Source organism: Streptomyces sp. SAJ15 (genome assembly GCF_007595705.1).
Taxonomy (GTDB): Bacteria; Actinomycetota; Actinomycetes; order Streptomycetales; family Streptomycetaceae; genus Streptomyces.
The window spans coordinates 36998-63669 of the sequence record NZ_NISY01000017.1 but is presented as its reverse complement, the minus strand read 5'-3'; the positions used below and the strand labels follow the sequence as shown (position 1 = coordinate 63669).

General features: G+C 74.7%; 22 protein-coding genes. 10 read left to right on the top strand and 12 right to left on the bottom strand.

Features of this window, described 5'->3' with window-relative positions:
* Positions 1-27: 27 nt before the first annotated feature.
* The 4 genes from thrS to CD790_RS30200 all read right to left on the bottom strand — a co-directional run bounded on the left by thrS (position 28) and on the right by CD790_RS30200 (position 5411).
* The gene (gene thrS / locus CD790_RS30220; RefSeq protein ID WP_144386570.1) at positions 28-1257 is read right to left on the bottom strand and encodes a threonine--tRNA ligase; all 1230 of its coding nucleotides are present in this window, start codon (positions 1255-1257) and stop codon (positions 28-30) included.
* Positions 1258-1482: 225 nt separating this feature from the next.
* Positions 1483-2145, bottom strand: coding sequence for an NADPH-dependent FMN reductase (locus tag CD790_RS30215; RefSeq protein WP_144386569.1), 663 nt, complete (start codon positions 2143-2145; stop codon positions 1483-1485).
* A gap of 372 nt (positions 2146-2517) precedes the next feature.
* A complete protein-coding gene (locus CD790_RS30205; protein ID WP_260868013.1) occupies positions 2518-3978 on the bottom strand; it encodes a polyprenyl synthetase family protein in 1461 nt (486 codons plus the stop codon).
* A 170-nt stretch (positions 3979-4148) separates the two neighbouring features.
* Positions 4149-5411, bottom strand: coding sequence for an alpha/beta hydrolase (locus CD790_RS30200; protein ID WP_260868008.1), 1263 nt, complete (start codon positions 5409-5411; stop codon positions 4149-4151).
* A 105-nt stretch (positions 5412-5516) separates the two neighbouring features.
* Between CD790_RS30200 and CD790_RS30195 the strand changes: the two genes are divergently transcribed.
* The gene (locus CD790_RS30195) at positions 5517-6491 is read left to right on the top strand and encodes a winged helix-turn-helix domain-containing protein (protein ID WP_144386568.1); all 975 of its coding nucleotides are present in this window, start codon (positions 5517-5519) and stop codon (positions 6489-6491) included.
* A gap of 150 nt (positions 6492-6641) precedes the next feature.
* On the top strand, positions 6642-7523 hold the full coding sequence (locus CD790_RS30190) for an arginase family protein (RefSeq protein WP_144386567.1): 882 nt from the start codon (positions 6642-6644) through the stop codon (positions 7521-7523).
* Between the two features lie 122 nt (positions 7524-7645).
* Here CD790_RS30190 and CD790_RS30185 read toward each other — a convergent pair whose 3' ends face one another.
* Complete coding sequence (locus CD790_RS30185; protein ID WP_144386566.1) at positions 7646-8401, bottom strand: SDR family NAD(P)-dependent oxidoreductase; 756 nt, start codon at positions 8399-8401, stop codon at positions 7646-7648.
* Positions 8402-8532: 131 nt separating this feature from the next.
* Here CD790_RS30185 and CD790_RS30180 point away from each other — a divergent pair, with 131 nt between their 5' ends.
* On the top strand, positions 8533-9900 hold the full coding sequence (locus CD790_RS30180) for an MFS transporter (protein ID WP_260868007.1): 1368 nt from the start codon (positions 8533-8535) through the stop codon (positions 9898-9900).
* Positions 9901-9912: 12 nt separating this feature from the next.
* Here CD790_RS30180 and CD790_RS30175 read toward each other — a convergent pair whose 3' ends face one another.
* The gene (locus tag CD790_RS30175; protein ID WP_144386565.1) at positions 9913-10467 is read right to left on the bottom strand and encodes a type 1 glutamine amidotransferase domain-containing protein; all 555 of its coding nucleotides are present in this window, start codon (positions 10465-10467) and stop codon (positions 9913-9915) included.
* Between the two features lie 537 nt (positions 10468-11004).
* Entirely contained in the window at positions 11005-13620 is a 2616-nt protein-coding gene (locus CD790_RS30170) for a bifunctional serine/threonine-protein kinase/ABC transporter substrate-binding protein (RefSeq protein ID WP_144386564.1), read from the bottom strand.
* Between the two features lie 260 nt (positions 13621-13880).
* Here CD790_RS30170 and CD790_RS30165 point away from each other — a divergent pair, with 260 nt between their 5' ends.
* Positions 13881-15002: a Rieske 2Fe-2S domain-containing protein gene (locus CD790_RS30165; protein ID WP_186319308.1), complete on the top strand. Its 1122-nt coding sequence runs from the start codon at positions 13881-13883 to the stop codon at positions 15000-15002.
* A 17-nt stretch (positions 15003-15019) separates the two neighbouring features.
* Here CD790_RS30165 and CD790_RS30160 read toward each other — a convergent pair whose 3' ends face one another.
* Positions 15020-15700, bottom strand: a complete 681-nt coding sequence (locus tag CD790_RS30160; RefSeq protein ID WP_260868006.1) for an SAP domain-containing protein — start codon at positions 15698-15700, stop codon at positions 15020-15022.
* 44 nt (positions 15701-15744) lie between these two features.
* The gene (locus CD790_RS30155) at positions 15745-16983 is read right to left on the bottom strand and encodes an alpha/beta hydrolase (protein ID WP_144386562.1); all 1239 of its coding nucleotides are present in this window, start codon (positions 16981-16983) and stop codon (positions 15745-15747) included.
* Between the two features lie 647 nt (positions 16984-17630).
* On the opposite strand from CD790_RS30155, the gene CD790_RS30150 reads away from it, so the two are divergent.
* The 6 genes from CD790_RS30150 to CD790_RS30125 all read left to right on the top strand — a co-directional run bounded on the left by CD790_RS30150 (position 17631) and on the right by CD790_RS30125 (position 23515).
* Positions 17631-19067: a sensor histidine kinase gene (locus CD790_RS30150; protein WP_144386561.1), complete on the top strand. Its 1437-nt coding sequence runs from the start codon at positions 17631-17633 to the stop codon at positions 19065-19067.
* Positions 19064-19726 (top strand): response regulator transcription factor, encoded by a 663-nt coding sequence (locus tag CD790_RS30145; protein WP_144386560.1) that lies wholly within the window; start codon positions 19064-19066, stop codon positions 19724-19726. Before CD790_RS30150 ends, CD790_RS30145 begins: the two co-directional genes overlap by 4 nt.
* A gap of 114 nt (positions 19727-19840) precedes the next feature.
* Positions 19841-21187 (top strand): phenylacetate--CoA ligase PaaK, encoded by a 1347-nt coding sequence (paaK, locus tag CD790_RS30140; RefSeq protein ID WP_144386559.1) that lies wholly within the window; start codon positions 19841-19843, stop codon positions 21185-21187.
* 134 nt (positions 21188-21321) lie between these two features.
* A complete protein-coding gene (locus CD790_RS30135; RefSeq protein WP_144386558.1) occupies positions 21322-22101 on the top strand; it encodes an Fpg/Nei family DNA glycosylase in 780 nt (259 codons plus the stop codon).
* 78 nt (positions 22102-22179) lie between these two features.
* Positions 22180-22986, top strand: coding sequence for a thioesterase family protein (locus tag CD790_RS30130; RefSeq protein ID WP_144386557.1), 807 nt, complete (start codon positions 22180-22182; stop codon positions 22984-22986).
* 58 nt (positions 22987-23044) lie between these two features.
* Positions 23045-23515, top strand: coding sequence for a DNA-binding protein (locus CD790_RS30125; protein ID WP_144386556.1), 471 nt, complete (start codon positions 23045-23047; stop codon positions 23513-23515).
* Positions 23516-23521: 6 nt separating this feature from the next.
* On the opposite strand, the gene CD790_RS30120 is transcribed toward CD790_RS30125, so the two are convergent.
* The 3 genes from CD790_RS30120 to CD790_RS30110 are packed head-to-tail and all read right to left on the bottom strand — an operon-like array spanning position 23522 to position 26666.
* Positions 23522-24736, bottom strand: coding sequence for a sugar ABC transporter permease (locus CD790_RS30120; protein WP_144386555.1), 1215 nt, complete (start codon positions 24734-24736; stop codon positions 23522-23524).
* Positions 24733-25512, bottom strand: a complete 780-nt coding sequence (locus CD790_RS30115) for an ATP-binding cassette domain-containing protein (protein WP_144386554.1) — start codon at positions 25510-25512, stop codon at positions 24733-24735. Before CD790_RS30115 ends, CD790_RS30120 begins: the two co-directional genes overlap by 4 nt.
* Before the next feature lie 26 nt (positions 25513-25538).
* Complete coding sequence (locus tag CD790_RS30110; protein ID WP_260868005.1) at positions 25539-26666, bottom strand: sugar ABC transporter substrate-binding protein; 1128 nt, start codon at positions 26664-26666, stop codon at positions 25539-25541.
* Positions 26667-26672 lie beyond the last annotated feature (6 nt).

Below are 26672 nucleotides of genomic sequence, written 5' to 3'. Positions count from 1 at the left end.
CGTGGCCCGCCGGCGGCACCACGCCCGCTACGCCGGGGAGTCGACGTCCCACAGCGCGGTCTCGTAGCCCTCGACCGTGGCCTGGACGCGGGCCAACGCCTCGTCCGCGGGCATCGGGTCCAGCCGCCGGCCGTCCCGCAGCCGCAGCGCGACCCCGTCGTCCGCGACCTCCCTGGCGCCGATCACCGCCTGGTACGGCACGAGCCGGGCGGCGCGGACGCGGGCGCCCAGGCTGCCCGACTCCGGCCCCGCCAGCTCCGCGCGCAGCCCCCGGTCGAGGCAGCGCCGCACCAGGTCGGTGGCGCGCGGCAGCTCGGCCTCCGAGACGGGCAGGACCACCAGTTGGGTCGGGGCGAGCCAGGCGGGGAAGGCGCCACCGTGGTGCTCGACGAGGTGGGCGACGGCCCGCTCCACGCTCCCGATGACGCTGCGGTGGAGCATGACGGGCCGGTGCCGGCCGCCGTCCGGGCCGATGTAGCGCAGATCGAACCGGCGGGGCTGGTGGAAGTCGACCTGGACGGTGGAGAGGGTGGTCTCACGGCCCGCCCCGTCGGCGATCTGCACATCGATCTTGGGACCGTAGAACGCCGCCTCGCCCTCGACGGCCTCGTACGCCAGGCCGGACGCGTCCAGCACGTCGGCGAGCACCGCCGCCGCCCGCCGCCACATCGCCGGGTCGGCCACGTACTTCCCGCCCGCGCCGGGGAGGGAGAGCCGATAGCGCGCCGGCCGGATGCCCAGGGCCCGGTAGGCGCTGCCGATCAGCTCCAGCGCCGCCCGCGCCTCGTCGGCGACCTGCTCCTCGGTGCAGAAGACGTGCGCGTCGTTGAGCTGGATCGCCCGGACCCGGGTCAGCCCGCCGAGCACCCCGGAGAGCTCGGAGCGGTACATGCCGCCCAACTCCGCCATCCGCAGCGGCAACTCGCGGTAGCTGTGCGCGCGGGAGCGGTAGATCAGCGCATGGTGGGGGCACAGGCTCGGCCGCAGCACGAACCGCTCCCCACCCAGCTCCATCGGGGGGAACATGTCCTCGCTGTAGTGGGACCAGTGCCCGGAGATCTCGTAGAGCTCGCGCTTGGCCAGCACCGGCGAGGCGACATGCCGGTACCCCGCGCGGCGCTCGGCGCCGCGGATGAACTCCTCCAGGGCGTGCCGCACGGTCGCGCCGTCGGGTAGCCAGTACGGCAGCCCCGCGCCCATCAACGGGTCGGTGTCGAACAGGCCCAGCTCACGGCCGAGTTTGCGGTGGTCGTACACGGTGGTCTCCTCGCGGATCGTCGGGCGAGTGACCACACGGCGAAGCCCCGGGGCACTCGCCCCGGGGCTTCGACTCGGACAACGGTCAGCGCGCCGGGACACTCTCCGGCGTCGTCGTCAGGTCGGCGCGCTTGATCATGCGGCGACCGTAGCAGCCCCGGCTCCGGCCGGGCGACCGGTTAACCGGCACCCCGCGGGCGGCCGCCGCCCCCCGTCCCCAGCCCGCTACCCGTCCTCCGCGCGCTGGGTGACCGGAGCCTCGGTGCGGTCGCCGAGGAACTCGTACCACCGGCGCTGGAGACACACATAGCGCGCGTCGGCCTCGACCAGGCTGAGAAACCCGGAGACGGTCTCGGCCAGCCGCTCCTGCAGCCCCTCGTCGGCCAGCCGGCCGTCCCCGGTGAAGCCCTGGTGGGCCTTGGCCAGGCTGAACATGTCCGGGTACACACGGGTGCCGAGGTGCTCCAGCGGCACCCGCAGCGCCCACAGGCCGCGGTTGCCGCCGACCATGGACGGGGACGCGGAGACGAGCAGCGCGTGCTTGCTCTTGAAGGGTTGCGGACGGACCCGCGAGACCCAGTCGATGGCGTTCTTCAGCACACCCGGCACCGAGGCGTTGTACTCCGGAGAGGAGATCACGAAGGCGTTGCACGCCTCCAGTCGGTCGCGCAGCGCGAGCGCGCCCTGCGGCAGCCCCCGGGCCTCCTCCACATCCCCGTCGTAGGCCGGCATCTCGAAGTCGCGCATGGTGGCGAGGTCGACGGTGGCCCCGGCCGCGGTCACCAGGCGGGCCACCAGGGAGGCGAGTCTGGCGTTGGTGGAATCGGCGCGCAGCGCGCCGCCGAAGACCAGCACCCGCAGCGGTCCGGGCGGGGCGTCCGTGGTCATGGCTACGTCCTTCCGGGGTCTGTCCTACCGGATGTCTCCCTCGCGGGCCGGCCCCGTCGGCACCGGGCGCGCCCGCCGGGCGGGGCCCGCGACCAGTCTGCCCCGGCCCGGCGGCCACCGCGCCGCGCGACATGCGCCGATGTCCCGTTCGGCGTCCTCAGTTCCCGCGCCGTCCTCGGCCCCCGGTACACCAGCCGCCGCAGCACCGCCTCCACCGGCCCGCGGCGCCCCGCGCGCTCCAGCGCGTACGCCCCGAACACGGTGATCAGCCAGACGCCCGTGGCGACGCCGGTCGGCACGGGGGCCAAGCGCGCTCGGCACGCCGGTCCACCGCGGTCCGCACGGGAGTGCCAACGCGCTCGGCGCGGGAGTTCACCCCGTGCGCGGCCGGCGCACCGTGGCGTCGGCGAGGTGCCGCAGCCGTCGGGCCGCCGCGGTGGCGGGCAACTCCTCCGCCACCGCCGCCCATGCCTCCTCCACCAGCCCCGCCGCCCGCTGCTCGCACCGGTCGAGCGCCCCGCACGCCTCGATGGTCCGCGCGATCCGCCGCACGGCGCGGGCGTCCGGTCCGCCCCGCAGCCGCTCCCAGAGGGCCGCGGCCTCGGGCCCGGACAGGCGGGTGACGGCATAGGCGAGCGGGAAGGTCACCTTGGCGTTGTGCAGATCCTCGGCGACCCGCTTGGTCTCGCCGCCCTCGTTCGCCACTCCGCGCAGATCGGCCACGTCGTCGGTGATCTGGTAGGCCATGCCGACCGCCTCGCCCAGCGCCCCGAGCGCCGCTCGCTGTCCGGCCGTCGCCCCGCCCACCACGGCCGCCGTCTCGAACAGGGCGCGCACCGGAGCCCCGGACTTCAGCCGGTGGGTGAGCGTCAGCATCCGCAGCAGCGGCCGGACGTCGCCGCGCTCCACGGCGAGGTCCATCTCCTCGTCATGTCCCTGGAGGTCCAGCGCCTGCCCGGCGTGCGCGGCCCGCAGCGCGGTCAGGTAGATCTCGTACACCGCCGTGCGCAGCCGAGGGTCGGGCGGCAGAGTGCGCCGGATGGCGCGGTCCAGACAGAAGTACGCGGCCGTGCCGGCGGTGATGGTGGCCGCCGTGCCGTAGACCGTGTGGGCGGTCCGTCGACCGCGCCGGAGCGGGGCGCGGTCCTGGATGTCGTCGATCATGAGTGAGCCGGTGTGCAGCAGCTCGCACGCCGCCAGCAGCGTGCCGAACCGTGCCCCGTCGCCGCCCAGCGCCTCGATCACCGCCGTCATCAGTCGCGGCCGCCACCGCCGGCCCCCGGAGTCCAGCAGATGGCGTACGGGCGCGACCAGCGCGGCATGGATCCGCCGGTCCAGCGAGCCGTCCAGCGAGCCGTTCAGCGGACCGTCCAGCGGGCCGTCCGGCTCGGGGCCGCCCGCCGACCCGTCCACGCCGGGGGCGGTGTCCGTCCCGCGCCCGCCGGGGCGGGGCTCCGGGGCGTACGTCCCGTCGACGGCCGCGCCCTCCGGCGGCCTGCCCTCCGGCGGCTCGGCCTCCGGGAACGCGGCCTTCGCCAGCCCGGACGCCGCCAGCAACTCCGAGGTGAGCTCCGCCCCGGGCGCGGCCGGATAGAGCGCGTCGATGTCCTGCTCCCAGCCGTCCGCCGCCCCGCCCGACGGCCACCAGGCGGCTCGCTCCCCGATGTCCTCGATGTCCTCTTCCCGAGCGGCGGGCTCCGTGGCACCGGGCGGGGCGAGGAGGGACGGGGCGGTGAGGGGGGACGAGTCGTCACCGGTCGGGTCGTCACCGGTCAGGTCGTCACCGGTCGGCGGTGCGGCCCGTTCCGGCCGTCGAGCGCATCCTGTCCACATCACCGCGCGCTCCGTCCCGCCGTACCCGCGCCATGTCCGCCAACGCCAAATGTGACGCACCGGTCCGCCCGAACCGGCGGACCGGGCCGCGGCACCACCCGGATGGCGACACGAGCCGACCCGAACGGCCACCGCAGCGGTCGGCCGCGGGTTTCCCGGGCTCCGGCCGGTCAGCGCGCCGGCGGCAGGTGCCGGGCGAAGAACCCGCGCACCTGGTTCCGCACCGCGGGTATGGCCCGTGCGGGGGCGATAGCGCCGATCATGCTTCTCCGCTCCTCGGCGGTCATCAGCCCGGCGGCCTGCAACCGGGGCACCATGGCCGCGTAGTCGGTGAACACCCAGTGCGTCGCGTCGTCGACGCGCCGCAGCCGGGTGTGCCCGCCCGGGTGCGCGAGCATGGCCGACCAGGAGCGATCGAACCGCTCGTCGCGGAATCCGTCGGTGCCCAGCAGCAGGAGCGGGCGGTCCACCCCGTTCCGGGCCACCGGGAACAGCTCGCCCGGCTGCCCGGGAGCCTCCGCGGGGTGGTCGAGATAGCCCTCCAGATCGACCGCGGCGCCGATGCGGGGATCGTCGTACAGCGCCTGGGCGGCGGTGGTGCCGCCCGCCGAGTGGCCGTAGACGCCCACCCGCCGGAGGTCCAGCGCGCGGGGGAGCCCCTGGGGCAGCGGCCGCCCCTCGGCGTCGGGGTTTCGCCCGGCGGCCAGGTCGGCGAGCCGGTCCAGCACGAACGCGGTGTCCGCGAGCCGGGTGTCGACCATCGTGCGGAACCGCGCGGGGGTGGGCGGACCGAACAGCACGGTGGCACGGACCTTGGCGCGCTCCGCCGTCGCCGCCGGGAACTCCACCTCGCTCGAGTCCCCGGGGTGGTCCATCGTCACCACCACATGGCCGTGGCTCGCCAACTCCTCGGCGAGCGTGGTGCCGACGGTACGCGGATCGCCGCCGCCGGGGCTGTACAGCAGGACCGGCCGCCGCACGGGTCGCGCCGGGGCGTTCTCGTACGCGTGGGTGAGCGTGGCCGCCCAGTCGACGCCCGCGTCCGGGAGCGGCTGGTGCGCGTGGACGTCGATCTGCCCGAACAACACCGCGGCCTCGGGCGTCAGCTGGGGTGCCCGCCGGCGCCCCCGGACGCTCCGCGCCGGGTAGAAGACCGACACCATCAGCTCCCGCACGGTGATCCGGTCGTCCCAGGGATCGGTGCGGGAGCCGTCGACCAGGTGCAGGCTGGTGACGCCGACCCGGTGCGGCCCGGTCGGCGCGGGAAGCCGTAGGACGAGGCCGCCGCGCGAGGTGGATCCGGGGTCGCACGCGGAGGACCGGGCCCAGGCGGTGCCGCCGCCCGTGAGCAGGGTCGCGGCGGCCAGTGCGGCAGACTTGGCGACGGTGCGCCGTCCCATCGTGGCCGCACCGGAGGTGAGGGAAGTGGTCATGGGCTGAATGCTGACGTCCGGCGGGAGCGGGGACGAGGGTTCAGGCCCTGCCCGAAACGATGGCGCGGCCGCGCCGAGGAGAGTAGTGCGCCTGGGGAGAGCGTCGTGATACGGATCCACTTCACCGCCGTCGACTTCACGCAGGTCCGGTTCGCGCCGCGGCCGGCCCCGCTACAGGAGCTGAACACGGCCCTGATGACGATGTGCCGCCCCGATGAGGAGCTGCTCTTCGGACGGTGGAGACGGCGCCTCCTGCGGTCCCTGCCCGCCGCCGCCGGTGCGCTGGCCGACCTGGTCCCCGCGGGGCGGCCACCCCTGTTCCTCGACGAGTTCAGCGACGATCTGAGCGACGGGCTGGACGCGGTCCGCGCCACCTCCCCCACCCTCGTCCGCGCCGAGATCGAGCGCGTCTACGCCCCGCGCCCGACCCCGCCCCCACCGTGGATCCGCGATCTGCACCGAGGGGACGCCGACGCCTGGCGGCTGGTGCGGCGCGCCCAGCACGCGGCCTTCGAGACGGCGCTGCGCCCCGTGTGGCCGCTGGTCCAGGACCTGCACCGGCGGGAGTTCACCCGTTACGCCCTGACCGTGGCGGAACACGGGGTCGGCGCCGCGCTCACGGCGCTCGTCCCCGACAGCCGATGGAACGAGGGCGTCTGGGAGATCGCGGCACCCGCCCCGCGGGAGATCGCCCTGCGCGGCCGCGGCCTGGTGTTGGCGCCCACCTTCCACTGGACGGCCCACCCCCTGCCGGCCGAGCCGCCCGACCGGCCGCCGCGTCTGACCTACCCGGCGGGCCCCGGGCTGCCGCCCACCCCCACCGGCCCGGCCGACACCGAGGAGGCGCTGGCCGCGGTGCTGGGCCGGACCCGCCTCGACATCCTGCTGCTCCTCGCCGACGGCCACACCACCAGCACCCTGGCCCGACGGCTGGGCGTCAGCAACGCCACCGCCTCCGCCCACGCCGCCGCGCTGCGCGGCGCCGGTCTCATCACCACGGTCCGCACCGGACGGTCGGTGCGGCACGAGCGGACGGCCCTCGGAAGCCTGCTGGTCCAGCGACCACCCGCCACTCCGTAGCGGCGTGACAGACCTCCGTCACCTCGGAGCCGAGCGCGGCGCCGCGCGTGCGCGTCGGAGGTGCATGACGGGGCGTCCACCCGTGACGTCGACGCGGGGCGTCCACCCGCGTGGCCGGAAACCGCGCTCCCGTGGCCTCGTTGAGCGGATGTGCGGCGACAGTTGGTGATCATCGAGGCTCCGTCGGTGCTGGGGCTGCGCCCCGGGGGCGTGGCGGAGCTGCCCGCCGCGTTGCTCGGCGCGGGCCTGCGGGAGCGGCTGGGCGCCGACATCGGGGCCCGGGTCGCGGCGCCCGCCTACGACCCCGTGCGCGACCCCGAGACCGGGGTGCTCAACCCGCACTCCATCGCCGCGTACTCCCTCGCGCTCGCCGACGCGGTCGGCGAGGTCCTCACCCTGGGCGGCTTCCCGGTCGTCCTCGGCGGGGACTGCTCCATCCTGCTCGGCAACCTGCTGGCGCTGCGCCGCACCGGCCGCTACGGGCTGCTCTTCCTCGACGGGCACACCGACTTCTACCAGCCCGAGGCCGAACCCGCGGGCGAGGCCGCGTCGATGGACCTGGCGCTGGCGACCGGCCACGGGCCGCTCGTGCTCACCGACCTGGAGGGCCGGCGGCCCCTGGTGCGCGAGGAGGACGTCGTCGCCCTCGGCTTCCGGGACGCCGAGGAGTCGGCCGCGGCCGGGATGCGGCCCCTGCCGCCCCGGCTGGGCGCGATGGACCTGGGGACGGTGCGGGCCGTGGGCGCGGCCGAAGCCGCGCGCCGGGCCGTGGACCGGTTGGGCGCCGCCGGCGCCGGGTTCTGGGTGCACCTGGACGCCGACGTCCTGGACGACGCCGTCATGCCGGCCGTCGACTACCGGCTGCCCGACGGGCTGAGCTGGCGCGAGCTGGAGACCGTGCTGCGCACGGCCCTGGTCGGCGACCGGGCCGTGGGGCTCGACGTCACCATCTTCAACCCGCGCCTGGACCCGGACGGCCGGATCGCGGCCCGCCTGGTCGACTGCCTGGCCCATGGGCTGGGTCACCCCTGACCACGAGGCGGGGCCTCGCGACCGGGGTCTCGGGCGGGGCCTCTCGACCGGGCTCTCGCGACCGGGGTCAGGGGGCCGGGGCCTCGCGACCGGGGTCACGGGGCCGGGGCCTCGGGACCGGGTCACGGCTCCTGGGCCGTGGGGCGCACCAGGATCTCGTTGACCGCGGCGCGCGCCGGCTGGGTGACCATGAAGGTGATCGAGCGTGCGATGTCTTCCGCGTGCAGCCAGAAGTCCCGCGCGAGGCCGCTGACCAGGCCGACCTCACGGTCGGCCGTCAGCTCGGTGGTGGTCAGCCCGGGCTCGATCACCCCCACGCGCACATGGCGTCCGGTCACCTCCTGGCGCAGACCCTCGCTGAAGGCGCCCACGGCGTGCTTGGTGGCCGCGTAGACGGTGTTGTTGCGCAGCACCCTGCGACCCGCGGCCGAGCTGACGTTCACGATGTCGGCGACCCGGCGGGGGCCGTCGGCCGCGGCCCGCAGCAGATAGGGCAACGCCGCCTGCGACGTGTGGAGCACGGCGGTGAAGTTGAGGCCGACCATGCGCGCCCAGTCCCGCGCGTCGGCCTCCTCGATCGCGCTCGGCGCGGCGTAGCCGGCGTTGTTCACCAGGATGTCCAGCCGTCCGAACCGCTCCGCCGCGTCCGCGACGGCCCGGCGCGCCCGTGCCGCGTCCTCCAGGTCGGCGGTGAGCACGAGGCAGCTGCCGCCGTCGTCGCGGATGGTGGCCGCCAGCTCCTCGAGCCGGCCGGTGCGGCGGGCGACCACCGCGACCGAGGCGCCCTCGGCGGCCAGGGAGAGGGCGGTGGCCGCCCCGATGCCGCTGGACGCGCCCGTCACCAGTGCGGCGCACCCCGACAGCGCTGACCCGTTCACCCTGCCCCCTCGTCAACGGCGGCACCGGCGGCCGCTCCCATCCCGTCGGATACCACGTCGGTCGCCGTCGCTCACCTGTCGTCCCTCCTTCGGCCCCATGCTGACGGAGCGTCACCTATAGCATCCCCGGCATGCGGAGAGACCTCATGACCCCGGCTGTCGCACGGCGCCGGTTCGCCGTCGTCACCTTCCTCTACTGGCTTCCGGTGGGCCTCTATCTACCGGCACAGGTCCTCCTGCTCACCGAGCGCGGAGTGGGCCTCACCTCCATAGCCGGGTTCTACGCCGTCTACTCCCTCACCGTCGCCTGTCTGGAGCTGCCCACCGGCGGACTGTCCGATGTCATCGGCCGCCGCGCCGTGCTGGTCGCCGCGGGCCTGCTCAGCCTGGTCGGCCTCACCCTCCTCGCGCTGGGCACGACCGCGGGGGTGCTGCTGTCGGCCATGGTGCTGCTGGGTGCCGGACGCGCCCTGTCCAGCGGGCCCGCCGAGGCGTGGTACGTCGACACCGTGCAGGCGCACTCCGGCCCCGACGCCGAACTGCGCACCGGCATCGCCCGCGGCTCCACCGCCACCGCGACCGCGCTGGCCGTCGGCACGCTGCTCGGCGGCGGCCTGCCCTGGCTGCTCGGCCTGGGCCCGGACCTCGGCGGCCGGTTGAGCGCGCACACCGACGGGCTGGTGCTGCCGCTGTCCGTGCCCGTGCTGCTCGGCGTGGCGGTCGTGCTGGGCCACGTGACGTACGTCCTGGCCGCCCTGACCGAGCCGCCCCGCGCCCCGGCCTCGCCGCGCGGGGTGCTGCGCGGGGTGCCGGCCACCATGCTGGACGGGGTACGGCTGGGCGCGCGGGACGCCCTGGTGCGGCGGGTGCTGCTGAGCGCCGGCGCGGTGGGAGCGGCGCTCTCCGTCGTCGAACTGCTCACCCCGCGCCGCGCCGCCGTGCTGACCGGAGGGGCCGAGTCGGGCGCCGTGCTCTTCGCGGCCCTCGCCTGCGCCGGATTCCTCTGCACCGCCCTCGGCGGCAACGGCGCGCCCCTCGCCGCCCGGCTGGCGCGCGGCGGCGAGCGCGCGGTGCTGCTGAGCCTGGGACTGGCCGGGGCCGGAGCGCTGCTGCTCGCCGCGACGGCCACCGCGCGCGGGCCGCTCGCCCTGACCCTCGCCGCCCTCGGCTACGGGCTGGTCTACCTCGGGCTCGGGGCGGCCGGCCCCAACCAGAACGAGGCGTTGCACCGCCGCGTCGGCACCACCGTCCGGGCCACCGCGCTGTCCGTGCAGTCCCTCGCCCTCCAACTTGCCGGCGCCCTCGCCACCCTGGCCGCCGGAGTGCTGCCGCCCGGCGCGGCCCCGTGGCTGCTCGCCGCCGTCGCCCTGCTGGCGGGCGCGGCGCTGTGGGCACGCCCCGCCGTGCCCGCCCCGCTCGACGTACCGGCGCCGCGTTCTGCGGCGGCGGAGCCCGCGGCACCCGTACGCGCCGCGGACGGAGCGGGGACCGGCCGCTGAGGCGGCAGGCGCTCAGCCCTCCTGCTCCCGGGCGTCCTTGGCGAACTCCTCGCCGAAGGCCGCACAGAACGGCTTCAGATCGCCGGGACGCCGGCTGGTGATCAGCGTGTTGGGTCCGTCCGTGCAGACCACGACCCGCTCGTCCACCCAGGTGCCGCCGGCGTTGCGGATGTCGGTGCGCACACTGGGCCAGGAGGTGAGCGTCCGGCCGCGCACCACATCGGCCTCGACCAGCAGCCAGGGGGCGTGGCAGATGGCGGCCACCGGCCTGCCCGCCGCGAAGAAGCCCTTGGCGAACTCCACCGCCCGGGTGTCGAGCCGCAGGAAGTCCGGGTTGGCCACGCCGCCGGGCAGGATCAGGGCGTCGAAGTCCTCGGCCCGCGCGTGGTCGAGGTCCTCGTCGACGACGAAGGTGTCGGCCTTGTCCAGGTGGTGGAACGCCTGGATGTGGCCCGGCTTGGTGGAGACCAGCTTCGGGGTGTGAGACGCGTCGAGCACCGCCTGCCAGGGGTCGGTCAACTCGATCTGCTCGACGCCCTGGGGCGCCACCAGGAACGCGATCCGCATGTCGCTCTCCGTCCTCGCACAGCGCGACTCCGGCGCGGGCCTCCAGTCTCACGCGGTGCGACCCACTCCGCAAACGGGCTGCTCGGCCCAGCGGCTGTGCCACTGCCCATGGCCGCCGGTCCCGGTGGCTGGGCCGCTGCCCGTGGCCGCCCGTCCCGGTGGCTGGGCCGCTGCCCATGGCCGCCCGTCGCGGCGCCTGTGCCGCTGCCCGTGGCCGCCCGGCAGGCGGCCGTCCCCGCCGCCGGCCGCGGGGCGACGGCGCCGCTCGTCCGGGCGCGGGACGCGAAGCGCCCCCGGGACCCGGGCGGCGCTCACAGCCCGGCGCCGCCGGTGGCGTCGACTGGCCATGCCGGACGCCATCGCTCCTCCCGCAGGGCCACGCCGGCGAGGCCGGGCGAGCGCGCCTGACGCGCTGACCCGTCTCGCCTTCGACCCCGTTCCGCTGTCGATCGCCTTCCGGGGCGTCCCGCCGTCCCGTCGTCCCGGCGGCGACGGGGGGGAAGGGGGCAACCCGCCACGGCGGGGCGGGCTACGGGCTCAGTCCTCGTCCCTGCCGCTGTCCACGAGGGTCCACTCTCCGTCCTCGACCCTGCTCACGGAGATGCGACGGTCGGTGGTGTCGCCGTAGGCGTCGAAGGCGACGTCCCCGGTGACCCCGAAGAAGGAGACGTCCTGGAGCGCCTTGACCACCTGCGGCCGGGGCTTGGCCGGCAGCCGGCCCCGGTGGTCCTCGGAGACCGCCTTGACGGCCTGGATGATCGCCCAGGTCGCGTCGTACGCGTACCCGCCGTAGGCGCCGTAGGGGACCTCGTAGTCGGCCGCCTGGTACATCCGGACGAACGAGCGGGCCGTGTCGAGCCGTTCAGCCGGGACGCCGACGATGGTGCCGAGGTCGCCGTCGGCGCCGGAGCCGGCGAGCCTGATGTAGCTGTCGTCGTAGATGCCGTCCCCGCCCACCAGCGGCTTGTCGAAGCCGGCCTTCTTGAGCTGCTGGGACAGCGGGCCCGCCTCGGGGTACTCGCCGCCGTAGTAGACGGCCTCGGCCCCGGACCCCTTCACCTTGGCCACCAGCTCGGCGAAGTCCCGGTCGCCCGGGGTGACCCGCCCCCGGCCCACGATGTCGCCGCCGAGCCGGGTGAACCGCTCTTCGAAGGTCTTCACCAGCCCGGCGCCGTACGTCATCCCGTTGTCGATCAGGAAGACCTTGGGTCGGTCGAGCTCCCGGTGCAGATACCGCGCCGCGTAGGAACCCTGGTGGTCGTCCGTGGTCACCGTGCGGAAGAACGAGGCGTACGGACGTTTCTTGGTGCCCTTGTCCCACCCCTCGCCCTGCGTCAGCACGGGGTTGGTGGTCGCCGGAGAGACCTGGGCCAGGTTCGCCTGGCCGAACACCGGCTGCGAGGACTGGGCCACGCTGGAGTTCAGGGGTCCGACGACCCCCACCACCCGCTCGTCGGCCACCAGCTCGGTGGCGTTCCGCTGTCCGGTCGACGGCTGCGCCTTGTCGTCGAGCGCCTTCACCGCGAAGGTGACGCCCGGGACCGACTTGGTCCTGTTGGCCTGCTTGACCGCCAGGTCCACGGAGTTCCTGATGCCCTGCCCCAGGGAGGCCAGATCCCCGGTCAGCGGCACGCTGACCCCGATGGTGACGGTCGTCGTCCGCTTCCCGGTGCCGGTGCCGGTACCGGTGCCGGCACCCTGGCTCGCCTCCTTGCCGGAGTCCCCGGTCTGCCGGGTCGGGGGAGTGGGCAGGCCCGAAGAGCCGGAACCCCCGCCGCGCCCGCTCCACACGATCGCCACCGAGATCGCCGCCACCGTGACGAGTGCGCCGAGCGGTGTCAGCACGCGCCTGGCGACCGTCCGGGGCCGCGCCGGCCCCGGACGGGACGGCTCGGGGAGGCTGATCACCGTGGGCCGCGGAGCCGACGACGGGATGCCCGGCGTGCCCGCCGGCAGCGGCACGGGCGGGCCGAACGCCGGGAACGGGGCGGCGTTCACGCCGGGCGGCGCAGCGGTGTCGGGTGGCGGAGGCGTGGCGTCCTCGGGTGGAGGTGTGGCGTCCTCGGGTGGAGGTGTGGCGTCCCCAGGCGGAAGCGTGGCGTCCCTGTGCGGAAGCGTGGCGTCCCTGCGCGGAGGCGGTGCGTCCCCGGGCGGAGGTGCGATGTCCTCGGCTGGAGGCGCGGCAGAAGGTGGAGGAGCGGCGTCCGGCTCCCGGGCCGGCGTCTCAAGCCGCTCGGCCGTCAGCGACGAGGGGGTCGGCGTACGGGTGAGAGTGTGCGCGACGGCCCGGGGGAGCCAGCCGCCGTCGGACAGCAGCTCCGCGACGTCGCGTCCGTCACCGACGCGCCGCGCGAACTCGTCCATCAGGGCGTCCACGCCGGGCCGGCCCGCCGGGTCCTTGGTCAGGCAGCGCCGTGTCACCTCGACCAACCCGGCCGGCAGCGCGGAGAGATCCGGCTCCTCGTAGACGGTGCGGAACAACACGCCGTGGGTCGAGCCGACCCCGAAGGGGCCCACGCCGGTGGCGGCGAACACCAGCACCGCGCCCAGCGAGAAGACGTCGCTGGGCGCGCCGACCGGTCGGCCCGTCAGCTGCTCCGGGGACATGAAGCCCGGGGTTCCCACCATCATTCCGGTTCGGGTCACCGAGGACACCTCGTTGACCACCGAGATTCCGAAGTCGATCACCCGGGGCCCGTCCGCGGCCAGCAGCACGTTGGAGGGCTTCAGATCCCGGTGGACCACTCCGACCGCGTGGATGGCCTCCAGCGCCTCGACGAGCCCCGCCCCCAGGGTGAGCACCGACGCCTCCGGGAAGGCCCCGTGCTCCGCGACCGCGGCGTCCAGCGACACGCCCCGTACATAGGCGGTGGCGAGCCAGGCGGGAGAGCCGTCGGGGTCGGCGTCGACGACGCCCGCGGTGAAGACGCCGTTGACCTGGCGCGCCGCCGCGACCTCCCGGGCGAACCGGCGCCGGAACTCCTCGTCCTCGGCCAGCTCCGGGCGCACGACCTTCACCGCCACCGGCCGTCCGCCGCGTGACCGCCCCAGGTAGACCCGGCCCATGCCACCCGAGCCGAGCCGCGCCACGATGCGGAACGGACCCACTCGCTGCGGGTCCTCCGGCGTCAGCTCTGCGAACCCCCCGGCCACGGCACCATCCCCTCGGCTGTCTCCGCCAACTGCCCCGTCGGACGCCCCACATGATCCCCCACCCCGGGCCGCCGCCGCAGCAATCCGGTGGGCATCGGGCCGCCGTCGCGCGGTCCCGGCGCCCGTCGCGGGAGTGCGCGGCGGATGCGCGCCGTGCCCACCTGACCGTATGCGCCGGGTGGCCGAGCGGCACCGTGTACGGGGGGAACGCGATCTGCCAGGGTGGGCGGGCGGATCCGGAACGGGACGAAAGGTGCGCTATGACGTGGAGCTCATGGACATCGCGGCGGTCGGGCCGGCGACGCGGGCCGTCGGAGCTGTCGACCGCGCAACGGACACCGCGCCTGCCCTACCCGGACGGCTGGTTCGCGCTGGCCGCCACCACCGAGGTGAGACCCGGCGGCGTGGTGACCCGGCGGCTGATGGGCGAGGACGTGGTGCTCTACCGCACGAGGAGCGGGCGGGTGCGCGCGGTCCGTCCCTTCTGCCCCCACCTGGGAGCGCATCTCGGCTACGGCGGGACGGTCCGCGGGGAGAATCTCGTCTGCCCCTTCCACCACTTCCAGTTCGACCCGGAAGGGAGCTGTGTCCGGACCGGCTACGGCACCGCCGCGCCCAAGGCCCGACTGTCGACGCTGGAGTGCCGGGAGGTCGACGGCCTGGTCTTCGTCTGGTGGCACGCCCTGGGCGCCGCGCCCACCTGGGAGATCGAGCCGGCGCCGCCCGCCGACTTTCCCCGGCCGTACCGCACCCGGCGCACGCTGGTGGAGCACCCGCAGGACGTGGTCGAGAACATCGTCGACTTCGGGCACTTCTCCCCCGTGCACGGCACGACCGCGGAGGTCGTGGAGGAGCCGCGGTTCGACGGCGCCCGCATGGAGACGACGTTCCGCATCCACGCGGGCGCCGGCCGCCGTTCGGCCCTGGTCTCCTCGACCGCGCCGCTGGTGCGGACGGTCGTCGAGGGGCTCGGTGCGATCTACTCGGAGGTCGAGAGCGAGCGGCCCGGCCTCCGGATGCGGGTCCGGCTGTGCCCCACCCCGATCGACCCGGTCCGCGTCGAGATGCGCATGAGCACCACCGCGCGGTTCACCACCGCCCGGGGCGGCCGGGCCGACCGTGCCCTGGCCGCGCTGGCCCTGCGCCCACTCGCCTGGGCGGCCTGGCACGACATGGGCGACGACTTCCCCATCTGGGAGCACAAGACCTATCTGGAGCGCCCGAGGCTCGCGGCGGGAGATGGGCCGATCATGAAGTACCGGCGCTGGGCGCGGCAGTTCTACAGCGTCCCCGGCGGTGGACCGGGCGGCGCCCCGATGGACGGCGTCGGCCCCGGCGCCGGCGCCGGGGCCGACGGTGCGCGCCTCGGCGTCACGGAGTGAGCGACCCGACCGCGGCCTCACGGCTCCCGGTCGTGGCCCGGTGGCCCGGTGGGACGGGCGCGGTGCGCGCGCCAGGCCGCCATGGCCTCGGCGCGGGAGCCGTCGGGGTGCCGCCCGTGCCAGTCGCGCAGGAAGCGGTTCAGCTCGAACTGCGGGCCGATCTCCTGCGGTCGGGCGGCCTCCTCGCGGGTGTCGTGCCAGTGCTGTACGGCCTCCGCGAGGGTGCGCCCGGGGTTCTCCGCGATGAACGCCCGCATATGGCGGTCGAAGTGGAAGCCGGGGCCGAGCTCGGCGCGGAAGTACGCGCGGAGCACCTGGCTGCACCGCTGCCCCTCCGGCAGTCGGGTGTCCCCGTCGACGGGCGCCGTGAGCTGGGCCGCGGACCGGCCGCCGCGGCGGCGCGCCGGGCGGGGCTCCGCGGGTGCGGGTGCCCCGTCTAGGGCGGCCGCCAGCCGCGCGGTCAGGGCCTGCTTTCCCCCGCTGGTGGGGACGCCCATGGTGCGGGCGAGCGTGGTGAGTTCGTGAAGGGTCCAGTACCAGCGCCGCAGCTCGGCGCCGCTGAGCCGCGCCGTGAGCGGCGGGCGCCGCTCGACCGGGGGCGGGGCGACGAGGTCGGGGTGTCCCGCCGGGTGGGCGGACGGTCCACCGGCCCGGGTCGGCACCGGTTCCGCCACGCTCGGATTCGCACTGGTGTTCACTCAGGCATCCTCCCTCACTTCGGCCCCCGCCGCCACGGTGGACCTCACGGGTTGTTGAACCTCACCTCCGGCTCCGTCGAGGTCGGCCCGTCCAGCAGCGGCTGGGGTCGGTGCCGCAGATGGAGGTCGAAGAAGGCCGCCACGTAGCGGCGGGTCAGCTCCATCGCCCGCCGGCCGGACAGCCGCGGTTGCGTCTCGGAACGGGCCGGCCGCGCGCCGGACAACGGCGGCTCCGCGCCGGACCGGCCGAGCTCCTCCTGGAGCACGGGGATGTCGGTGAAGCCGAAGTGGTCGGTCCCGGACACGGTCAGCCAGCGGCGCCAACCGTCCAGCCGGTCCCACGCCTCGTCCCAGCTCCGGTCCCGGCCGCCCGGACGGTGCGTCTCGTCGTCCGTGCCGAACATCATGAACGGCCTGCCGTCGAGGCCGTCGACGGGAACACCGTCGTGGAAGGCCCCGTCGGCGTTGACGCCCGCGCGGACCCGACGGTCGCCCGTCATCGTCGCCGCCGCGCTCGCCCCGCCGAGCGAGTGGCCGGCCATCCCGATCCGGTTGCGGTCGATCAGCCGGGCGTGCCGCCAGGTCGGGCGGGGGCCGGTGAGCCGGTCCAGGACGAAGGACACGTCCTCGCCCCGCCCGGCGGTGGCCGCCACCATGTCCTCCTCGGTCCGCGCCGCGTCGCAGGCGACGCAGGTCAGCGTCCGGCCGTCGGGGAAGGCGCTGCCCACGGACTCGTACGCGTGGTCCACCGCGGCGACCACATAGCCACGGCTGGCGAGGTCCTCGGCCAGGCCGGTGAGGGTGTAGGCGGAGGCTCCCCAACCGGGGGAGAGCACCACCAGCGGATGGCGGCCGCGGGCGGGTCGCGCGTCGAAGCGGCCGTGCGTGGCCGTGGCGCTGAGCGTCTCCGGTGGGAAGACGCCGTCCAGCCCGTACGCCTCGAGGAGCAGCCGGGCCTCGTCCACCGTGGCGTAACGCGCCGGTCGCCCGCCGCCGGGCAGCGCGGGGTAGAACATGCCGACCATCAGCTCGCGGGAGCCCGCCGTCGGCACCCACGGGTCCCGGCGGTCGCGGTCGACGAGGTGGAGGGTGTCGCGGCCGACGGCGTACGGCCCGGTCGGGCGCGGCAGTTGGAGGCGGACGTCGCGGTCCCCGCGGGTGTCCGCGCCGACCGAGGCCGTGGCTCCGACGGAAGGAGGGGACGCGTACGCCGGGGCCGCGGCGGGCAGCGCGAGGGCGAGGGAGAGCAGGGTGACGACTGGAGTCATGGAAGTCCTGGGCATGCCGACGACGCTAGGAGCCGACCGCTGCCCGGCACATCGGCCGTCGGTGGCGCGCGTGTCAGCTCTCGGCATGACCGCCCGTCCACCCCCGGTCGCACCCCCGCCGGCCCTCCTCCGGGCCGCCGCGTCGTCCTGGCCGACCCGGTCGCGTTGGCGGGTGGGTGGCGGCCGACGGTGCCCCGGGCGGCTGCGGTCGCCCGGTCGCGATGGACACCGGTTGCCGCGCGGGCCGGCCCGGTCGTGTTGTCGGGTGTGTGGCCGGGCGAGCTCCGGGCTGCGCCGCCGTCCCGTCGGGGGTGTAGCCGGGCGAGCTCCGGGCCGCGCCGCCGTCCTGTCGGGTGCGTCGCCAGCCGGATCCGCGCCGGCCTCGTGGCGTTGGCGGGTGATGGCCGGGCGTGCCCCGGGCTGGCCCGGCCGCGGGTGTCGCGTGGGGCGCCGGCCATACCGCGGGCCGATACCGCCGTCCCGGCGGGTACGGCTTCGGGTGGACGGCATCCACCTGGGGGTGCACTCCGGCCGCTCGGGAGTTCCGTCGAGCGGCGCATGTTCCGGGTCGATCAGGACCCCAGACTGGTCGTCATACGACAGTCCGCGGCGCCGGCAACGGGGTATCGGCCGACCCGCCGCCGGCCCGAGGAAGACACGTCATGACCGAAGCCCACGCGCCCGCCGTGCGGCGCCCGCCGTTCCGTCCGCCCTGGGCCCGCGCCCGGCTCCCGCCCATGGCGGTGGACGGGCTGCTGGTCGTCGCGCTCTACGTTCCCGCCGCCTTCCTCGCGCGCCATGACCCGGCCGACCAGGCGCGGCAACTCGCGCTCCAGGCGGCGCTGGTGCTGCCGCTGCTGATCCGGCGCCGTGCACCGCTGACGGCGTTCACCCTGATCGCCGCGGCGGCCTACGCGCAGTGGCTCGCCGATCTCCGACTGCCCGCCGACGTCGCGCTGCTCATCGCCCTGTACACGGTGGCCGCCCGCTGCGAACCCCGGCGCGCGCTGTTGGCCGGCGCCGTGCTCGAGACGGGGATCGTGTTGGCGTCCGTGCGCTGGTCCTCCGACGGGCGGTATCTCGGCTCGTTGGTCGGGCTGACCGCCCTGGCGCTGGCCGCCGGGCTGGCCGGGGCGCACACCCGCACCCGGCGCGCCTACCTCGCCACCCTGGAGGACCGGGCGGTCAGGCTGGAGCGGGAACGCGACCAGCGGGCCCGGCTCGCCGTGGCCGACGAACGTGCCCGCATCGCCCGCGAGCTGCACGACGTGGTGAGCCACAGTCTGTCGGTGATGGTCGCCCTCGCCGACGCCGTCGACGTCGCGCGGCCCCGCACCCCCGACCGGCCTACCCCCGACCGGGCCACCTCGGACCGGGCCACCCCCGATCCCGCCACCCCCGACCCCGCCACCCCCGACCGGGACACGGCCGTGGGCCTCGCGCGGTCGCACGCCCCCGACCGGGTCACCGTCGCCGTGCGGCAGATCGCCGACACCGGCCGGCGGGCGCTCACCGACATGCGTCGCTTCCTCGGTGTGCTGCGCGCCGACGAGCCGGAGGCGTCGCGCCACCCGGCACCCGGGCTCGCCCGACTCGACGACCTGCTGCGCCGGGTGCGGGCCGCCGGGCTGCCCACCCGGCTTCGGCTGACGGGCGACGCCGCCGCCGTCCCCGCCGCCGCGCAGCTCACCGTCTACCGCCTCGTCCAGGAGGCGCTCACCAACACCCTCGGCCACGCCCCCGCCGGCGCCCGCGCCGAGGTCCGGGTGTGCTGTTCCGCCGACGCCGTCACCGTGGAGGTCACCGACGACGGCAACGGTCGCCCCGTGCCCGCCGCCACCCCCACCCGCGCGGACGGGCACGGGCACGGGATCCCCGGGATGCGCGAGCGGGCGGCCGCGTACGGCGGCACCGTGGAGGCCGGGCCGCTGCCGACCGCCGGCTGGCGCGTCTTCGCCCGTCTGGACCTGCGCCCGGCCCCGCCCCCGGGTCCGGGCCGGGGCCCGCTACCGGCGCCGTCCGCCGTGCCGGGGCCGACCCCCTCCGTGCGGCCGGCCACCCCGCCGTACGAGACCCCGTCCTGGGAGGGGACGGCATGACGATCGGCGTCCTGCTCGTCGACGACGAGCCCCTGCTGCGCATGGCCTTCGGCATGGTCCTGGAGAACGAGCCGGACCTGCGCCCGGTCGGCGAGGCCGGGGACGGTGAGGAAGCCCTGCGGATGGCCCGGCTGCTCCAGCCCGACCTCGTCCTGATGGATGTGCGCATGCCCGGGACCGACGGCATCGAGGCGACCGGACGGATCGTCCGGGACTGCCCGCGCACCCGGGTGCTCATCCTCACCACCTTCGACCTCGACGCCTACGCCTTCGCCGCGCTCAGGGCCGGGGCCTCGGGCTTCCTTCTGAAGAACGCCCGGCCCGAGGAGCTGCTGGCCGCGATCCGGAGCGTCGCCGCGGGCGACGCGGTGGTCTCCCCGCGGATCACCCGCCGGCTGCTGGAGACCTTCGCCCACCACCTGCCCAGCGACTACGGGCCGGTCGAGGACGAACGGCTGCGGCGGCTGACGACGCGTGAGCGCCAGGTCCTCGTCGAGGTCGCCCGCGGACGGTCCAACTCCGAGATCGCCGCAGCGCTGCACCTCGCCGAGGCCACGGTGAAGACCCACCTCGGCCGGGTGCTGCTGAAACTGGAGCTCCGCGACCGCGTCCAGGCTGTGATCTTCGGCTATCAGACCCGGCTCGTCCGGCCGGAGTAGCGAACCGCGGCTCTTGACAGCCGCCGCGCCCGCTTGGTTTCTTGGCCGTGCCGCGCGTTGACCGAATGGTCGGTCGGCTTTCGGTGCGGTGGATGTCGTACGGAAGGAGCCGCGATGACCAGCGAACCCACCCTGCCGGCGGCCTCGGGGCCTCGGCTGGGCGAGCCGCTCCCGGAGGCGCTGCTGGACGAGGCCGAGCGGATGACGCGGGACGAGCTGAGGGAGCAGCAACTGGCTCGGCTGCGGACGACCCTGCGGCACGCGTACGACAACGTCGAGCTGTACCGGAAGAAGTTCGACGAGGCCGGGGTGGCGCCGGAGGACTGTCGCGCCCTGGAGGACCTGGCCCGCTTCCCCTTCACCACCAAGGCCGATCTGCGGGACACCTACCCCTACGGCATGTTCGCCGTCCCCATGGAGGACGTCCGCCGCGTGCACGCCTCCAGCGGCACCACCGGCCGGCCCACCGTCGTGGGCTACACCGACGGCGACCTGTCGAGATGGGCCGACGTCACCGCCCGCTCCATCCGCGCGGCCGGCGGCCGCCCCGGCCACAAGGTGCACATCGCCTACGGCTACGGCCTGTTCACCGGCGGCCTCGGCGCGCACTACGGGGCCGAGCGCGCGGGCTGCACGGTGATCCCCGCCTCGGGCGGCATGACGGAACGTCAGGTGCAGCTCATCCAGGACCTCAAGCCCGAGATCATCATGGTCACCCCGTCCTACATGCTCACGCTCCTCGACGAGTTCGAGCGGCAGGGGGTCGACCCGCGCTCCAGCTCGCTGCGCGTCGGCATCTTCGGCGCCGAGCCGTGGACCGAGGAGATGCGCCGCGAGATCGAGGAGCGCATGGACATCCACGCGGTCGACATCTACGGGCTGTCGGAGGTGATCGGCCCCGGGGTGGCGCAGGAGTGCGTGGAGACCAAGGACGGGCCGCACGTGTGGGAGGACCACTTCTACCCCGAGGTGGTCGACCCGATCGGCGGCGAGGTGCTGCCCGAGGGGGCGCGCGGGGAGCTGGTCTTCACCTCCCTCACCAAGGAGGCGCTGCCCGTGATCCGCTACCGCACCCGCGACCTCACCCGGCTGCTGCCCGGCACGGCCCGGCCCGCCTTCCGTCGTATCGACCGGATCACCGGCCGCAGCGACGACATGATCATCCTGCGCGGGGTGAACATCTTCCCCAGCCAGATAGAGGAGATCGTGCTCCGCACCCCGGGTGTGGCCCCGCACTTCCAGCTGCTGCTGACCCGCCGCGGCCGGATGGACCACATGACCGTCGTCGTGGAGGCCCGTCCGGACGCCGGGACGTCAGGGCGGGAGGCGGCCGCGGCGGAGATCGCCAAGGGGGTCAAGGACGGCGTGGGGGTGGCGGTCGAGGTGTCGGTCGTCGACCCCGAGACGCTGGAGCGCTCCGTCGGCAAGATCCGCCGGATCAAGGACCTGCGCCGCGGCTGAGCGCCATGGTGGGCGTCGCGTCGGTGAGCGCCCGCGTCGCGCCGGGTTTACGGTGCTTGCGTAAGGACCGTAGGGGCCGTAACAGCCGTGGGGACCGTAGCGGCCGACGGGCCCGGCGGACGCAGGAGGAGGACGTGCCCGAGCTGCCGGACGTCGAGGGCTTCCTGGCCGTCTTCCGCTCCTGCGGCCAAGGCCGGAGCGTCGAGCGGATCCAGGTGCGGGACGCCGGCGTGCTGCGCGGGGTGAGCGCGGCCCGGCTGCGCGACCGGCTGCGCGGCCGGCGCTTCGGCGAACCGTGGCGCCACGGCAAGCGCCTGGTCACCCCGACCGACGGCCCGGCCCTCGTCTGGCACTTCGGCATGACCGGCGAGCTGCTGTGCGCCTCGGCCGACGACCCGCCGGCCGCCCATGACCGCCTGCTGCTCACCCTCGATGACGGGCGTCAACTGCGCTACCGCGACCAGCGCAAACTCCAGGGGGTCCAGCTGGCCGCGGACGACGTGGCGGTCGAGCGGATCCTGGCGGGTCTCGGCCCCGACGCCCTCGACGTGGGGCGTGTGGAGTTCGCCGGTCTGCTGGCCGGGCGTCGTGGGGCGATCAAGACGACCCTCATGGACCAGTCCGTCATCGCGGGCCTGGGCAACCTGCTGTGCGACGAGATCCTGTGGCGGGCGCGGCTGGCCCCCACGCGGGCCGCGCGCGACCTGAGCGAGGAGGAGTGCCGCACGCTCCACGCCTCCCTGCGCCGTGTGCTGAAGTCCGCCGTGCCCACCGGCCGCGTACCGCCCCGGCGCACCTGGCTGACCGGCCGCCGTGACGACCCGGAACCCGAATGCCCGCGCTGCGACGCGCCGTTGCGGTCGCGTCGCCTCTCCGGCCGGCGCACCGTGTGGTGTGACCGGTGTCAGTCCTGAGAGGCCCTGGTTCGGGCGATCACCCATGGGTAGCGTGGTGATCCACGGCGGCGCCGGCCGCCGGGAGGTGGGGGAGACATGGGTGGGTCCGGGGCGTTCTTCGAGCGGATCGACGAGGGTCGGTACGCGCCGACCGAGTGCACCCGCGGTCCGTGGGACCCCGGGGCCCAGCACGCCGGGCCGCCCGCCGCCCTGCTCGGCAGGGCGGTGGAGGACCGGGCGGGGGCCCGCGCCGATATGCGCCTCGCCCGGATCACCTACGAGATCCTGCGCCCGGTGCCGATCCGTCCGCTGGCGGTCGCCGTCGACGTGCTGCGCGAGGGGCGGAACACGGAGTCGGTGGAGGCGTCGCTGACGCCGGAGGGTGCCTCCGCCCCGGTCATGGTCGCCCGGGCGCTGCGGATCAGGGAGGCCGGCGGGCCCGGGCCCGCGGTCCTGTCCGGTCCCCAGGTGCCGCCGCCGGGCGAGGGGGTGGACGGGTCGTTCTTCCCGGTCGCGTGGGAGGTCGGCTACCACACCGCCATGGAGGCCCGGTTCACCGAGGGCGCGTTCACCGAGCGGGGTCCGGGCACCTGTTGGATGCGGATGCGGGTGCCGCTCGTCGCGGGCGAGGAGCCTCGGCCGTTGGACCGGGTGCTGGCGGCCGCCGACTCGGGCAGCGGCATCGGCAATGTGCTGGACTTCACCCGACACGTCTTCCTCAACGCCGACCTGTCGGTCCATCTGCACCGCCATCCGGTGGGGGAGTGGGTGTGCGTGGAGGCCCGCACCAGCGTGGACCCGGCCGGTATCGGGCTGGCGGACACCCGGCTGCACGACGAGAAGGGGCCGATCGGGCGCGGCGTCCAGAGTCTGTTCGTCGACGAGCGCCACACCGAGGAGTAAACGAAACGTTTGCAATGAAGAGTTGACAATCAATCAGGCGCCAACGGATGCTGTCGGCATGGCATCGAATCCCGAGAGGTCCGCGCCCGAGGCGTCCGCCGACCCCTTCACGGCCCCGCACCCGGAGCAGGCGCGGGCCCACCGCGTCCACGCGTCGCTGTTCCGGATCGCCGAGCGCCATGCGGCCACCGACGAGCAGCGCCGTCGGCAGGTCCATCCGCATGTCCTCGGGCCGCACGAGGCGATCCGTCTGGTCTCGTTCCTGCTCAGCGGGGCGGCATTGGCGGAGGAGGGTGAGCCGGCGGTGGATCAGGCCGACATCACCGCCGCGCTGAGCCTGGTGCCGCTGGCGCGCGGTGAGATGGACGAGCTGGAGGCCGGGCTGATCCGGATGGCGCGGGGGCGGGGCATGACCTGGCCGGAGATCGCCTTCGGGCTCGGCCTCGGCACCCCGCAGGCCGCGCGGCAGCGCTATGAGCGGTTGGCCGGCCGGATCACCGCGGAGGAGCCGGCGCAGACCCCCGAATAGCGTGGTTCAGGCCCTGCCATGGGCCTTCTGGGAGCGCCGCGACAGCGAGTCGATCACCACGGCGGCCAGCAGCACCCCGCCGGTGATCATGAACTGCACGGCTGCCTGCACCCCGATGAGGGCCATGCCCGAGGCGATCGACTGGATGACCAGCACCCCCAGCAGCGCGGACCAGGTGGTGCCGTGCCCGCCGAAGAGGCTGGTGCCGCCGATCACCGCGGCGGCGATCGCGTTCATCAGCAGGATCCCGGATCCGGAGGTCTGACTCGCGGAGGTGATCCTCGAGGCCAGGATCAGCCCGCCGCAGGCGGCCATCGTCCCGGAGATCATGAACACCGAGATCCGCACCCCGACGACGCTGACGCCGGCGCGGCGGGCCGCCTCCACCCCGCCGCCCAGGGCGTAGACCGTGCGTCCGTAGAAGGTGCGGCGGAGCAGGAAGTCCAGGCCGGCGGTGGCGACCAGGAAGATCAGCAGGGCCAGGGGCAGCCCCTGGAAGCGGTTGAGGACATAGGCGGCGGCGAAGGCGACCACCGCCAGCACCCCCGTGCGCACCCAGATCTCGCCGAGCGGCGGATACGGCATCTCGTTGGCCTTGCGGCGCCGCCGGTCCTGGTAGGCGCTGAGGAAGTAGACCGCGGCGCCGAACGCGGCCAGCCCGTACGCCGCGGCCACGTCGCTGAAGTAGTAGCTGGTCAGATTGGCGACCAGGCCCTCGTCGTCCAGGTTGATGGTGCCGCTGGTGCCCAACACGTACAGCATCAGGCCGTTCCAGGCCAGCAGCCCGGCCAGGGTCACCACGAACGCGGGCACCCCGATCCTGGCGAAGAAGAACCCCTGGAAGGCGCCGGCGGCGGCGCCGCACAGCACCGCGACGATCAGGGCGAGCCACTCCGGCATGCCGTTCTCCACGTTCAGCACCGCGAACAGGGCCGCCGCGAGCCCGCTGACGGAGCCGATCGACAGGTCGATCTCCCCGATCAGCAGCACGAACACCACGCCCACGGCGATCAGACCGATGCCCACGATGTCCACGCTGAGGTTGGAGAGGTTGCGCGCCGAGAGGAAGTTGCCGTTCAGCGACTGGAAGGTGATCCAGATCAGTACGAGGCCGAAGACGACGGGGACCGAGCCGAGCTCTCCGCTGCCCAGCCGGAGCTGATAGGCGTCGACGGCGGCCTTCAGCCGTCGTCCGAGCGTGTGCCCGTGCCGCCCGCTCACCGTCCCGCCTCCCCGGACCCGGGGGAACGGCTGGTCACGGCGTCCCCGGTGGCTCCGGTGATGGAGGCGATGATCTGTTCCTGGGAGGCGGTGTTCACGTCGAACAGGCCGTTGTTGCGGCCCAGACGCAACACCGCCACCTCGTCCGCGACCGCCTTGACGTTGCCCATGTTGTGGGTGATGAGCAGCACCCCGATGCCGCGGTCGCGGAGCTGGTCGACGACGCCGAGCACCTGCGTGGTCTGCTGGACGCCCAGCGATGCGGTGGGCTCGTCCAGCAGCAGCACCTTGGGCCCGCTGAGGAGCGAGCGGGAGATCGCCACCGTCTGCCGCTGGCCGCCGGAGAGCGAGGCGACGGGGACGCGGAGGTCCTGGATGTGGATCGACAGCGAGTTCAGCAGCTCACGGGTGCGGCGTTCCATCTCGACCTCGTCCAGCACGCCGAAGCGGTGCAGCTCACGACCGAGGAAGAGGTTGCCGACCACATCGAGGTTGTCGCACAGCGCGAGGTCCTGGTACACGGTGGCGATGCCGAGCGCCTGGGCGTCGTGCGGGCGCTTGATCTGTACCGAGCGGCCCTCCCACTCCACGGCGCCGCGGTCCGCCGGGTCGACGCCCGCGATCACCTTGACCAGGGTGGACTTGCCGGCGCCGTTGTCGCCGACCAGCGCGACCACCGTGCCGGCGTGGATCTCCAGGTCGACGTCGCTGAGGGCCTGGACGGCGCCGAAGTGCTTGGAGACGCCACGCAACGCCAGCAAGGGCGGGGACGACATGTGACCCCACCTCCCTCCGCCTCTGATCAGGTGACGAGTCCGGCCTTCTCGCAGGCCGCCAGGAACTTCTCGGTGCAGATCTGATCGATCGTGTACATCCCGTCCTTCACGACGGTGTCCTTGATGTTGTCGACCGTGACGACCAGCGGCTTGAGCAGCACGGCCGGCACATCCTTGGCGGTGGGGGTGGAGATCCGGTCTCGGGTGATGTCGCCGGCCGACTCGCCGTGGCCCAGCGCGACGGCCATCGCGGCCGCGGCCTCGGCCTCCGGCTTGAACGGCTTGTAGACGGTCATCGGCTGCTCGCCCTCGACGATGCGCTGCACGGCGGTGAGTTCGGCGTCCTGGCCGGTGACCGGGGGCAGCCGCTTCACATTGCCGGCCTTGAGGGAGGAGATGATGCCGGAGGCGAGCGCGTCGTTGGCGGAGTACACGCCGTCGATGGCGTCGGGGCCCAGCGCGGCGATGGCGCCGTTCATGTTGAGATGCGCGTTCTCCGGGCTCCAGCGCGGCGTGTCGTACTCCTTTTCCACCTTCACCCTGTCCTTGAGGACGGAGAGCGCGCCGTCCCGGAACCAGGCGGCGTTCGGATCGCTCGGATCGCCGTTCATCATCACGATCCGTCCGCCGTCCGCCTTGTCCCCCATGGCCTTCAGCAGGGCCTCGCCCTGGAGCCGGCCGACGTCGTCGCCGTCGAAGGAGACGTAGGCGGAGATGGGGCCGTCGGCCAGTCGGTCGTAGGAGACGACCGGGATGCCCGCCTCGGCGGCATGCTTGACCGAGGAGCGGAGCGACTTGTGGTCGACGGGGTCGAGGATCATCACATCCACGCCCTTGGTGATCATGGTGTCCACCTGCTGCCGCTGGGTGGCCACATCCCCCTGGGCGTTGGCGTACTCCACCGAGCAGTCGTGGCAGAGCTCCGCGATCTTCTTCTCCATCAGCGGCCGGTCGAACGCCTCCCAGCGGGCGGTGTGGCTGTCGGGCAGCAGCAGACCGATCGTCACCCGATCGTCCTCCTCGGGCGGGGGCGCGTCGGCGGCGCCGCCGGACTGGGCGGCCTGCCCGCACCCCGCGAGGGCGAGCGCCAGGGCCGCGGCGGCCGCGAGGAGCCCGGGCCGCCGCACGGGGAACCGCACGCCGGTCGACCGCACGCCGAT